General features: G+C 71.3%; 11 protein-coding genes. 7 read left to right on the plus strand and 4 right to left on the minus strand.

What is annotated here, in order from left to right; genetic code table 11:
• Positions 1-58 precede the first annotated feature (58 nt).
• Positions 59-3,088, plus strand: a complete 3,030-nt coding sequence (locus tag IEZ13_RS02380) for a putative bifunctional diguanylate cyclase/phosphodiesterase (RefSeq protein ID WP_183216166.1) — start codon at positions 59-61, stop codon at positions 3,086-3,088.
• Positions 3,089-3,578: 490 nt separating this feature from the next.
• On the opposite strand, the gene IEZ13_RS02385 is transcribed toward IEZ13_RS02380, so the two are convergent.
• Positions 3,579-3,926, minus strand: a complete 348-nt coding sequence (locus tag IEZ13_RS02385) for a histone-like nucleoid-structuring protein Lsr2 (RefSeq protein WP_183216168.1) — start codon at positions 3,924-3,926, stop codon at positions 3,579-3,581.
• A 554-nt stretch (positions 3,927-4,480) separates the two neighbouring features.
• Between IEZ13_RS02385 and IEZ13_RS02390 the strand changes: the two genes are divergently transcribed.
• The 5 genes from IEZ13_RS02390 to IEZ13_RS02410 all read left to right on the plus strand — a co-directional run bounded on the left by IEZ13_RS02390 (position 4,481) and on the right by IEZ13_RS02410 (position 9,567).
• Positions 4,481-5,032 (plus strand): hypothetical protein, encoded by a 552-nt coding sequence (locus IEZ13_RS02390; protein ID WP_183216170.1) that lies wholly within the window; start codon positions 4,481-4,483, stop codon positions 5,030-5,032.
• A 732-nt stretch (positions 5,033-5,764) separates the two neighbouring features.
• Positions 5,765-6,487 carry a HipA family kinase gene (locus IEZ13_RS02395; protein ID WP_183216172.1) on the plus strand — a complete coding sequence of 241 codons (723 nt, stop codon included), beginning with the start codon at positions 5,765-5,767 and terminating at the stop codon, positions 6,485-6,487.
• The gene (locus IEZ13_RS02400) at positions 6,484-6,849 is read left to right on the plus strand and encodes a DUF3037 domain-containing protein (protein ID WP_183216174.1); all 366 of its coding nucleotides are present in this window, start codon (positions 6,484-6,486) and stop codon (positions 6,847-6,849) included. The genes IEZ13_RS02395 and IEZ13_RS02400 overlap by 4 nt, the downstream gene beginning before the upstream one ends.
• Before the next feature lie 40 nt (positions 6,850-6,889).
• Complete coding sequence (locus tag IEZ13_RS02405; protein WP_183216176.1) at positions 6,890-7,957, plus strand: ATP-dependent DNA ligase; 1,068 nt, start codon at positions 6,890-6,892, stop codon at positions 7,955-7,957.
• 35 nt (positions 7,958-7,992) lie between these two features.
• The gene (locus IEZ13_RS02410) at positions 7,993-9,567 is read left to right on the plus strand and encodes an alpha/beta hydrolase (protein ID WP_229794412.1); all 1,575 of its coding nucleotides are present in this window, start codon (positions 7,993-7,995) and stop codon (positions 9,565-9,567) included.
• Here IEZ13_RS02410 and IEZ13_RS02415 read toward each other — a convergent pair.
• Complete coding sequence (locus tag IEZ13_RS02415; protein WP_183216178.1) at positions 9,494-9,976, minus strand: potassium channel family protein; 483 nt, start codon at positions 9,974-9,976, stop codon at positions 9,494-9,496. The genes IEZ13_RS02410 and IEZ13_RS02415 overlap by 74 nt on opposite strands.
• A gap of 56 nt (positions 9,977-10,032) precedes the next feature.
• Between IEZ13_RS02415 and IEZ13_RS02420 the strand changes: the two genes are divergently transcribed.
• On the plus strand, positions 10,033-10,482 hold the full coding sequence (locus IEZ13_RS02420) for a GNAT family N-acetyltransferase (protein ID WP_183216180.1): 450 nt from the start codon (positions 10,033-10,035) through the stop codon (positions 10,480-10,482).
• Here the strand turns inward: IEZ13_RS02420 and ligD are convergent.
• Positions 10,471-11,496: a non-homologous end-joining DNA ligase gene (gene ligD, locus IEZ13_RS02425; RefSeq protein WP_183216182.1), complete on the minus strand. Its 1,026-nt coding sequence runs from the start codon at positions 11,494-11,496 to the stop codon at positions 10,471-10,473. The two genes, IEZ13_RS02420 and ligD, sit on opposite strands and share 12 nt — an antisense overlap.
• 77 nt (positions 11,497-11,573) lie before the next feature.
• Positions 11,574-12,077, minus strand: coding sequence for an LPXTG cell wall anchor domain-containing protein (locus IEZ13_RS02430; RefSeq protein ID WP_183216184.1), 504 nt, complete (start codon positions 12,075-12,077; stop codon positions 11,574-11,576).
• Positions 12,078-12,161 lie beyond the last annotated feature (84 nt).

Consider the following 12,161-nt stretch of genomic DNA (forward strand, 5'->3'; position numbering starts at 1 on the left):
GCTCAGAGGCCCGGCGACCGGGCCGATCAGGACTGGGGAGAACGTCGGAGGGAGCGGGATGCCGACACGGTGGCCGGCCACCATCTTCGGCGCCTGGATGGTGGTGCTCGCCGTGGCCTTCGGGCTGCAGCCGGGACTGCGGGCTCCGCTCCTGTTGATCGCCGGTGCCTCCGCCGTGGCAGCACTGACCCTCGGCATCCGCCGCAGCCAACCGGACGACGTACGCCCGTGGTGGGTCCTGGCCGGCGCGGTCGGAGTGTCCGCGCTCGGAGGCGCGGCCGCCGGCGCCCCGGACTTCCTCACCGACCGGCTGACCTGGCTGGAACCGGCCGGCACGGCGCTCCTGCTGGTCGGCTACGCGGCCCTGGCGGTGGCGCTGGCCGGGTTCGTGGACCGGCGGACCAGCTCGTCGCGGGACCGGGCCGGGCTGCTCGACGCGCTCATGGTCACCTCCGGCGTGGCGCTGCTGATCTGGACCTTCGTGGTCGGCCCGCGGCTGGAGAGCTCGGTCGCGACCGGCTGGACCGAGGTGGCCATGCCGGTCGCCGACCTGCTCTGCCTGGGCCTGCTGGTCCGGCTGGCGACCATGCCCGGCCGCCTGGTGGCGCCCGGCTACATCCTGGGCGCCGGTGTGGTGGCGCTGCTCGCCGCCGACGTGGCCCGGGGTTCCGGGTACGGGCAGCTGGCCCTCTACACGGCGGCCGGGCTGGCGGCGCTGATCCCGTCGATGGCGGAGCTGACCCGCCCGGCCGAGTCGCCGCCCATCGAGACGAGTCACGCCCGGCTGGCGCTGCTCGGGGTGGCCGCCATGGCGGCCCCGACCGTGCTGCTGGTGAAGATGTTCCGGGACGGCCAGTACGCCGGCCTGACCGTGGTGGCCGCGCTGAGCACGCTGATGATGGCGCTGGTGCTGGCCCGGATGGCCGGCATCATGGCGAACCACCGGAAGGCGATGTCCCGGGAGCGGGCGCTGCGGGAGGCGTCCGCGGCCCTCGTGTCGGCCGCCGACGTGGAGGCGGTGGGGCTGGCCGTACGCACCGCGGTCGCCCAGCTCATCCCGGACGACGTGCCGAACGGGGTGGTGCTGGCCATCGCGATCGCGCAGGCCGAACCGCAGTCGCCGGAGGCGGTGGCGCAGGCCGCCGTGGACCGGGCCACCGGCACCGCCGCGCGCCTGGTCACCACCCGGGACGTGGACTGGGCGGTGGCGGTACGCCTCACCCAGTTCACCAAGACACTGCGCTGCCCCATGGTGCTCAAGGACCGGCCGGCCGGCGACCCGCTGGTCGGCGTTCTGCACGTGGGCGCCCCCGCCTGGGCGCTGCTGGAGTTGCAGCGGTCGGTGGAGGTGCTGGCCGGGCAGGTGGCGCTGGCCCTGGAGCGGATCGCGCTCGGGCACGAGGTGACCCGGCAGAACAGCGAGAGGTACTTCCGGACCCTCGTCCAGAACACCGCCGACGTGATCACGATCGTCGACGACCAGGACCGGATCCGGTACGCCAGCCCGTCCGCGATCGGCGTCTTCGGCGGTGACCCGACCGGCTACTTCCTGCCCGAGGTGATCCACCCGGGCGAGCGGGACCGGCTGGGCGAGGTGCTCACCGCGGTCCGGAGCGGCCACCAGCCGGACGAGCAGCCGGACTTCCGGGCGCGCGGCAACCGCAGCACCGAGGTGCTGCTCGAACTGCAATGCCGGGACCTGCGGGCCGACCCGACGGTGTCCGCCCTGGTCATCACGATGCGGGACGTGACCGAGCAGCGGCGCCTCCAGAACGAGCTGACCCATCAGGCGTTCCACGACGCGATGACCGGCCTGGCGAACCGGGTGCTGTTCAACGACCGGCTGCGGCACGCGGCGGCCCGCAGCGCCCGGGACGGCTCGGTGATCGGCGTGCTCTTCATCGACCTGGACGACTTCAAGATCGTGAACGACACCCTCGGGCACGCGGTCGGCGACCAGCTGCTGATCGCGGTGGCGCACCGGATCGCCGGGGCGTTGCGGGCCGACGACACGGCGGCCCGGCTCGGCGGTGACGAGTTCGCCGCCCTGGTGGAGAACGTCAACGACCCGGGCGCCGTGGAGGAGACCGCCAACCGGATCTTCACGGCGCTGGCCGAGCCGATCGCCACCGACGCCAAGCCCCTGTACGCGGCGGCCAGCATCGGCATCACCACCACCCCCGAGGGCAACGACGCCGACGAACTGCTGCGCCAGGCCGACCTGGCCCTGTACGTGGCCAAGGGCGCCGGCAAGAACCAGTGGCGCCGTTACCAGGCACACCTGCACGACGAGATGGTGCAGCGCCTGGAACTGCGGTCGGCGCTGGACCACGCCGTCAACGAGGGCCACTTCCTGCTGCACTACCAGCCGATCGTGGACCTGCCCAGCGGCATGGCGGTCGGGTTCGAGGCGCTGGTCCGCTGGCACCACCCGAAGCGCGGGATCGTCACGCCGGAGGAGTTCATCGAGGTAGCCGAGGAGAGCGGCCTGATCCTGCCGATGGGCCGCTGGGTGCTGGAGGAGGCGCTGCGCACGGTCGCCGAGTGGCGCCGCATCCTGCCGGCCGGCCAGGCCCCGTACGTCAGCGTCAACGTCTCGGTCCGGCAGTTCCGCGAGTCCGGGTTCGTCGAGCAGGTCCGTGCCGCGCTCACCCACACCGGCGTGCCACCGCACGGCCTGATGCTGGAGATCACCGAGACCCTGCTGGTGAAGGACGACGAACGGATCTGGACCGATCTGGGCGCACTGCGGGAGATGGGCATCCGGATCGCCATCGACGACTTCGGCACTGGCTACTCGTCACTCGGCTACCTGCGCCAGCGCCCGATCGACATCATCAAGATCGACAAGACGTTCATCGACGACATGGTCTCCAGCCCGCAGCCGATGGCCCTGGTAAGCGGCATCGTGAGCCTGGCGCAGTCGCTCGGCCTCACGGTCATCGCCGAGGGCATCGAGAGCCCCACCCACCGCGAGGTGCTGGTCCGCCTCGGCTGCCCGCTCGGCCAGGGCTTCCTCTTCTCCAGTCCGCTCGGCCCCACCGAGGTCCTGGCCTGGCTGCGCAGCACCCAGCAGATAGCCGTCTGAACCGAGGTCCTGGCCTGGCTGCGCAGCACGCAGCAGATAGCCGTCTGATCGGCATGGGTCACCCCCGCACAGGTTTCGCGTACGCCCCGCGGCGACGCCGAATCCCCGGCCATTTCCCGGCCGGGCGCTTTCCCGCACGCATGGGCCGGCCCCCCGTTTTCCGGGCGCCGGACGCCGCCGGATACCCTTTCCGGCCCGCCGGACCGGCCGCCCGCGAAGGCCCGGAGGGTTCCGCGCGGCCACGGTTGCGTCGGTCCGGTACCGTCTCATTCCCCGCCGGTTAACGGCCCTTTAGCGGCCGGCCTTTCCCAGGTCCCGTGCGCGGCTTTCCCCGGCCGGCGGCCGGCTCGTTCCCGTGTACCGGAACCGGAATAGCGCCGATCGCGCCCACTATCGAAGACCGCCGCTGAGGTCAGAGCGGGTCCGGGCCGTCCACAAGAGACGCCAACGGCGCCGCCCGGAAACCCGGACGGCGCCGCCGCGGAGCGCTCTAGCGCTTGTTGTGGTACGCCTCGACCACGTTGCTCGGGATCCGGCCACGCTCGGAGACCGGGTAGCCGTTCTTGTTCGCCCACTCACGAATAGCCTGGTTCTGGTCCCGGCTGGAACGGCTCGACACGGCCGCGACGGCCCGCCGGGCAGTGGTCGGAACGTTGCCGTTGCGCCCCAGACGGGTAGCCGCGGAGAGGAACGGCTCCAGGGCTTTACGCAGCTTACCGGCGTTCTTCTCGGAGAGGTCGATGGTGTAGTTGACCCCGTCGAGACCGAATTCGACGGTGCGGTCGGCTTCACCCCCGTCGAGGTCGTCGGTCAGAACGGTAATTATCTGCTTGGCCATGGTTGTTCGCTCCTACAGCGACGTCATTAGGCTGACGCCCGCCCCGGTTCTGGCCGCGAATGGTCGTCATCGCATTCATTCTGTCGCCCGGGTGGTAGCCAGTGCAAATTGCCCGTTCTGGCATGTCGCAATTGCCGGGCCCCTCGAGCCGTCGACCGAGGGGGCTTTTCAGACCTGTGAATATGCGGTAACGTTCGCGGTGGGAGCGCTCCCACGTCGCCATCCCTCGCGATGGCCCGCAGACCCGAGCCGCCTCGTCGCCGATCCTCCGGTGCCGGGGCGGTTCGCCGTTTCCCGGTCCATGATCCGGACCATCCTGCCACGCGATCTCACCGTGCGCCGCACGCACGCTCCCCGCAGCGCGGCCAAGCGCTGCCAGACAGGCGGCCCTCCCACCGCCGCCCACCCACGCCGAACCCGCCCCGCCCCACAGGCGACCCTCCCACCGCCGCCCGCCCGCGCCGAGCCGGCCCTCGCCCAACTCCCCGCCGTCAGACCTGGCGGAGCGGCGCGAAAGGTTGTAAGCATGTAATCAGGTAAGCGAGGAGGTTGTCATGCCAGTCCGATTCGCCGCCCCCGGTGGGCGCACCGAGCCACCCAACGCCGACGACGCCGCCGCCTGGATCATCGGCGCGCTCCCCGACGGCTGGTTCACCGAGGCACCCGAGGTCGTCATCGACCGCGACGAGATCATCATCTGGGGCCGCCTGCCCCGGCCCGACCTGCCGGAGGACGCCACCGACGCCGACCGTGCCGCCGGCCAGGCCGGGCGGATCGCCGGGTTCCGGGAGGAGACCCGGGAGGGCCGGATCCGGGTCGCCCGCCAGGTCGAGCACCGCTACCAGCGCAAGGTCGCCTGGGGTGCCCGATGCGGGGAGACCTCGGAGCTCTTCACCCATCTGTCCGCACCGGTGATGACTCGGCTGCGTCAGCCCGAGCGCCAGGTCCTCGACACCCTGGTCGACGCCGGCGTGGCCCGCTCCCGCTCCGAGGCGCTGGCCTGGTGCGTGAAGCTGGTCGGCCGGCACACCGAGGACTGGCTGGAGGAGCTGCGCTCAGCCATGACCCGCGTCGACGAACTCCGCCGCCGGGGACCAGAGGCTTAGAGATCCATCGTGGTCGAGGTCCGCGTTTCGCTTCAAGATCCTTTCTTGTACGCGTGTCCTCGTCCCGCCGGATCAGGGCCGTCCCGTCCGGCCGGCGCGCGCTTACTGCCCGCTCCGGCCTGTGCCGCGCCCGCCGGGCGCAGATCGGTGGCCGGGCGGGCCCGGCCAGTCGCCACCACCCCCGTCTGCCGCCGGTCACGACCGCCCAGTCTTTCGGTCACCCTGAGCGGGGTGGTCACGCTCTCGCCCGCCAGGCGCCCCGACGTCCCTAGGCGGGCGCACACGGCGAGGTGGCCGAAGACGTGGTGGCCGCACACGGAAGACCCCGTGCGCGCGGCCACCACGGCCATATGCCAGGTAGGCGACCACGACACCGCCTCCGTGTGCACCCACCCTGGTGGAGGCGCGACCACCCACCCCGGGCGACCGGCGTTTACGGCTGAAGGCAGGCAACCCGGGTGCCTGGCGGGCAGGAGCGTGGCGGCCCGGCACGAAGGCCCGGCCCGGCACGAAGGCCCGGCCCGGCACCAAGGCCCGGCCCGGCACGGCGGGCCGCCGCCGACCGGCACGGTCTGGCAAGGTTCGGCGGGGTTCGGCGTGAGGGTGCGCTTCGGCCCGGTGGGCGCGTTGCGGGCGTGAGGCGGGCAGCGGCTCGCGTGGAGCGGGTGGGACGGCCGCTGTGGGGCGGGGCGGCGCACCGCGTACGAGATCATGGTCCGTAGGGTGAGTGGCGTGTTGCGTGAGGTCACCGCGATCCGTTATGTGACGCCCCTGCGGGAGGGCGGCTCGTTGCCCGGTGTCGTCGAGACGGACGATCTCGGGACGTATGTGGTCAAGTTCCGCGGAGCGGGCCAGGGGCCGCGCGCGCTGGTGGCCGAGGTGATCGCCGGGGAGCTGGCGCGGCGGCTCGGGCTGCCGGTGCCGGAGCTGGCCCGGGTGGAGCTCGATCCGGTGGTGGCCCGCGCCGAGCCGGACGAGGAGGTCCAGGAGCTGATCAAGGCGAGCGCCGGGGGCAATCTGGGGATGGACTTCCTGCCCGGTTCGCTGGGGTACGACCCGGTGGCCCACCCGGTGGACACCGCGCTGGCCAGCCGGATCGTCGCCTTCGACGCGTTCGTGGAGAACGTGGACCGCAGCTGGCGTAACCCCAACCTGCTGATCTGGCACGGCCGGCTCTGGCTGATCGATCATGGGGCGACGCTCTACTTCCACCACAACTGGGCGCGCGCCGAGCAGGTGGTGCACCGGCCCTACCGGTGGGACGACCACGTGCTGAGGCCGTACGCGAACGGGCTCGCCACCGAGGGCCCGGCGCTGGCCGCACGGATCACCCCGGAGCTGCTGGCCGAGGTGATCGATCTGGTGCCGCAGGAGTGGCTGGAGGACGGCGACCGGGCCGCCTACCTGAGCCATCTGTCCCGTCGAGCCGAGCGGCCGGAGGCGTGGCTGCCATGACACCGTACGAGTACGCGATCATCCAGGCCATGCCGCGGGTCGAGCGCGGTGAGCTGATCAACGTCGGGGTGCTGCTCTACTGCCAGCGGCGGGACTTCCTGTCCGCGCGGACGCATCTGGACGAGTCCCGGCTGCTCGCGCTGGACCCGTCGGCCGACGTGGCGGCGATCCGGGCCGCGCTGGACGCCTGGGACCGGACCTGTGGCGGCAGCGGGGCGGCCGAGGGGATGCGGCAGGGTGAGCGGTTCCGCTGGCTGGTGGCGCCGCGCAGCACGATTCTGCGGGCCGGGCCGGTCCACATGGGCCTGACCGCCGACCCGGAGGCCGAGTTGAAACGACTTGTCGAGTTGCTGGTGCGCTGACGGGGCACCCGGCGGCCACAAAACCCGGCAGACTGATCGGATGCAGCTCCCGCTGAACCCGCCGGTCAGGCCGATGCTCGCGAAACCCGTCGCGGAGATCCCGCCCGGCCAGCTCTACGAGCCCAAATGGGACGGATTCCGGTCGATCGTCTTCCGGGACGGCGACGAGGTGGAGATCGGCAGCCGCAACGAGAAGCCGATGACCCGCTACTTCCCCGAGGTGGTCGCCGCCGTCCTGGCGAACTTCCCGGAGCGGGCGGTGATCGACGGCGAGGTGATCGTCGCCGACACCGAGCGGAACACTCTCGATTTCGAGGCGCTCCAGCAGCGCATCCATCCGGCGGCCAGCCGGGTCAGGCTGCTGTCCGAGCAGACTCCGGCGAGTTTCGTGGCTTTCGACCTGCTCGCGCTCGGCGACGAGGATCTGACCGGGCTGCCGTTCCAGGAGCGCCGGGCCAGGCTGGCGGATACCTTGAAGAACGCCGAACCTCCGGTGTACGTGACTCCCGCGACCGATGATCTGGAGACCGCCCGCCGGTGGTTCGCCGAGTTCGAGGGCGCCGGGCTGGACGGGCTGATCGCCAAGGGGCGGGATCTGACGTACCAGCCGGACAAGCGGGTGATGTCGAAGATCAAGCACAAGCGGACCGCGGACTGCGTGGTGGCCGGCTACCGGGTGCACAAGTCGGCCGACAACCGGATCGGGTCGCTGCTGCTGGGCCTGCACGACGAGCGTGGTGTCCTGGTGAGCGTCGGGGTGATCGGCTCGTTCCCGATGAAGGTGCGCGAGGAGCTGTTCGAGGAGTTGCAGCCGCTGGTCACCACGTTCGAGGGACACCCGTGGAACTGGGCGGCCCACGAGCAGGGCGAGCGCACCCCGCGCAAGAACGAGGTGAGCAGGTGGAACGCGGGCAAGGACCTGTCGTTCACGCCGCTGCGGCCGGAGCGGGTCGTCGAGGTCCGCTACGACTACATGGAGGGGATCCGGTTCCGGCACACCGCCCAGTTCGAGCGGTGGCGTCCCGATCGCGACCCGCTGACCTGCACGTACGAGCAGTTGGAGCGCCCGGTGCGGTTCGACTTGGCCGAGGTCCTCACGAGCCGTTGAGGGGCGCACCGGCGCGGACCGGATAGGGTCGGTATGTGGATCGTCGCTCGCGCCTGGCCGTCGCAGTCCTCGCCGTTCTGGTCACGGTCACCGGCTGCACCCTGCCGTCGTTCGCTCCGGAGGGCTCCGACCAGCCGGCCCGGGCGGAGTCCGGCACGTCCGTGCCCGGCTCGGCGGAGCCCGGCACCGCGCAGTGGCGGCCCTGCCCCGAGGTGCCGCAGGACCTGGTCGGCCGGACCGCGCCCGGGATGACCTACCAGTGCGCGACGGTCCAGGTGCCGGAGGACTGGGCGAAGCCGGACGCCGGCAAGAAGTACGACATCTCGATGATCCGGATCCGTTCCGGCAAGCAGAAGGCGTCGGAACGGATCGGCTCGCTGCTGCTCAATCCGGGCGGCCCGGGTGGCTCGGGTGTCGACCTGGCGGTCTACCTGACGTTCGGGGAGAAGCTGGGCGGCCTGCCCACCGAGATCACCGACCGGTTCGACATCGTCGGCTTCGACCCGCGCGGGATCAACCGGTCCAGCCCGGTCAAGTGCATCGACGCGAAGGACCAGGACGCCTCCTTCGCCGCCGACCCGGACCCGGTGAGCCAGGCCGAGTTCGACACGGTGGCGGCGCTCACCAAGAAGATCGCCGACGGCTGCACCAAGAAGTACGGCGAGGACCTGAGCGACTTCGCCACCGAACAGGCCGCCCGTGACGTGGACGCGCTGCGCGCCGCGGTCGGCGACGAGAAGCTCACCTACCTGGGGTATTCGTACGGCACCCTGCTCGGCGCCACCTACGCGCAGTTGTTCCCGCAGAACGTGCGGGCCCTGGTGCTGGACGGCGCGGTCGACCCGACGGAGACCTTCACGCAGGGTTCGGAGCAGCAGGCCAAGGGCTTCGAGCGGGCGTTCACCAACTTCACCAAGTGGTGCACGACCGAGCCCAGCCGCTGCCCGATCGCGCCGGACGCCCGGGGCGCCGTGACCGACGCGCTCGCCAAGGCCGAGACGTCGCCGGTGCGCGGGCCGGACGGGCGGGACGCCACGGCCGGCTGGGTGTTCCTCGGGCTGATCTCGTCGCTCTACACCGAGTCCGGCTGGGCCGACCTGGCCAACGCCATCGACGACCTCCGAACCGGTGACGCGACCGGCATCTTCGAGCTGGCCGACCAGTATGCGGAACGCGAACCCGACGGCACCTACTCCAACCTGTTCGACGCCAACCTGACGGTGAACTGCGTGGACAACCAGAAGGCGCCGGGCGTCGCCGAGATCCGTAGGCTCCAGGGCGAGTGGCGGTCCAAGTACCCGCTGTTCGGAGCACCGATGGCGGTCGGGATGCTGCCGTGCGCGTACTGGGGTGGCGGCCGGGATCCGTACCCGGCCGGGGAGGCGAAGGGGGCGCCGCCGATCCTGGTGGTGGGCACGACCGGGGACCCGGCCACGCCGTACGAGAACACCGCCGACCTGGCGAACATGCTGGGTGTCGGGCAGGTGCTCACGTGGGAGGGCGAGGGACACACCGCCTACCCCTCGACCACGTGCATCAAGGACGCGGTGGACCGCTATCTGCTGGACCTGAAGATGCCGCCGGAGGGTCTGCGCTGCCCTCCGAAGTGACCACTCCCTGACGGGCGGCCATCTCCTCGAGCAGTGTGCGTACCCGTCGGAGGTTGGCCTTGAGCTCTTCCTGCTCCTCGTGGCGGAAGGCGTCGTTGTCGACGATCAGCCTGCTGGCGAAGTGCGCGGTGATCAGCGGGATCACCAGCAGCACCATGACCGAGATGAGGATCCCGGCCATCACCCGGGCCTGCCAGGTCGCGGGTGAGATGTCGCCGTAGCCGACCGTGGACGCGGTGACGACGGCCCACCAGATCGAGTCGCCGATGGTCCTCTCCTCGAAATGGTGGTACAGGGTGCCGCAGATGATGATGAGCATCGAGTAGGACAGCAGCAGCGTCTTCGGCGAGTTGGCCAGCCAGACCATCCCGCGGTAGACGAGTTTCGGCAGCGTGAGCAGCGCGTGCATGTGGCCATGGTGCCCGAGGTGAACGGTCCGCGACAGCCCGTGACAAGCTTTCGATCATGCAGATCCGGATCGCCACCCGTGCCGACGTCCCCGCCGTGCTCGGCCTGCTCGCCGATGACGACATCAGCCGTACCCGTGGCTTCGGGTCAGCCGACATCGAGCCGGGGATCTGGGCGGCCTTCGAGGCCATCGACTCCGACGACCGCAACTACCTGATCGTGGCCGTCGACGGCGACGAGGTGGTCGGCACCTGCCAGCTCACCTTCATCCCCGGGCTGAGCCGGGGCGGCGCCGAGCGGATGCTGATCGAGGCGGTCCGGATCAGCTCGGCCCGGCGCGGGAAGGGCCTCGGCGGGGAGCTGATGCGCTGGGCGATCGAGCGGGCGCGGGCGCGCGGCTGCCGGATCGTGCAGCTGACCACGGACAAGCGCCGCACCGACGCGCACCGGTTCTACGAGGCGCTCGGCTTCGAGGCCTCGCACGAGGGCATGAAGCTACTTCTGTGACTTGAGGTCGCGGTCCTTGGACGGCTGCACCCGTTTCGGCTCGCCGGGCATCTTCGGATGGTCCGGCGGGTAGGGCAGGTCGCCGAGGCCGTCGCGCTCGTCGCGCTCCACCCACTCCAGCAGCGGGGTGAGGTCGTGGGCCACGTCGTCGATGCCGGCGTGCGGGTCGCCGCCCTTCGTGAACCGGGCCGGCACGGTCCGCAGGTCGAAGTCGTCGGGCTCGACCTCGGCCAGCTCGGCCCAGGTGACCGGGGTGGAGACGGTGGCCCGGGCGTTGGCGCGCAGCGAGTAGGCGCAGGCGATGGTGCGGTCCCGGGCCATCTGGTTGTAGTCGAGGAACACCCGCTCGCCGCGCTCCTCCTTCCACCAGGAGGTGGTGATGCCGGCCGGGTTGCGGCGCTCCACCTCACGGGCCAGGGCGATCGCCGCGCGGCGCACGTCGATGAAGGACCAGCGCGGCTCGATGCGCACGTAGACGTGCACGCCGCGGCCGCCGGAGGTCTTCGGGAACCCGGTCCAGCCCAGGTCGGCGAGGACCTCGCGGACCACGCCGGCGGTGGCGACCACGTCGGCGAAGCCGGTGCCGGGCTGCGGGTCGAGGTCGATGCGCAGCTCGTCGGGCTCGTCCGGGGCGGTGGCGCGGACCGGCCAGGGGTGGAAGACCACGGTGCCCATCTGCGCGGCCCAGGCGACGTGGGCCAGGTCCGCGGGGCTGAGCTCGTCGGCCGTACGCATGCTCGGGAACTTGATCGTGGCGGTTTTGATCCAGTCGGGGACGCCGCGGGTGGGGATCCGCTTCTGGAAGAACATCTCGCCCTCGATGCCGTCCGGGAAGCGCTGCAACGTGGTGGGACGGTCGTGCAGGGCCCGCAGGATGCCGTCGCCGACGGCCAGGTAGTACTCGAAGACGTCGCGCTTGGTGAATCCGCGCTCGGGGAAGACCATCTTGTCCGGGCTGCTCAGGCGCACGGTGTGGCCGGCGACCTCGTGCTCTTCCGCGGCGGCTTTCGGCATGCCTCTCAGCTTAGGGGCCGATGCGCGGGGAGGCCGCCCGGCAAACCGGACGGCCTCTACCATTTTATGCTGATATTTCAGACATTACGCCGGCGACGCGTGTACCAGACGGCCGCGGTGCCGGCCGCCACCATCAGACCACCGGCGGCCAGCACGCCCCCGGACGGGGAGCCGGTCAGCGGGAGCGTGTCGCCGGAGCTGACGCCCGCGCCCGCGGTGGTCTGGGTCGGCTTCGGCGTGGCGATCTCCGAGCTGACCCCGGCCGGCGGCACCGTGTTGACGTTGCCGGTCGGCAGGCTCGGGCTGGGGCTCGGCGTCTCGCTCACGCCGCCGTAGCCCGGCTTGCCGCGGGTCGGCGGGGTCGCGGTCACGGCGTTGACGGCGGCGGGCGGCGCGGCCTCGCCGCCGTAGCCGTCGCCCCCCTGGTCGCCCGGTTCAGGACTCGGCGCCGCCATGATGTGACCGGCGTTGGCGGCGAGATCGGCGGACGCCGTCGCGGGCGTGGCGCCGAGGGCGAGAGCGGCGAGGACAGTGGCGCCGACCGTGGGAAGTCCAGCGGTCAGCCGACGCGAAAAGCTCATGAGGAGTATCCGTTCTGTTGCTGAAGGTACGGTTCCATGGTCGCACGGGAGCTTAACGGTAATTGCCCGTTTTACCCGGAAACA

This window comes from Actinoplanes campanulatus (assembly GCF_014647795.1).
GTDB lineage: Bacteria > Actinomycetota > Actinomycetes > Mycobacteriales > Micromonosporaceae > Actinoplanes > Actinoplanes campanulatus.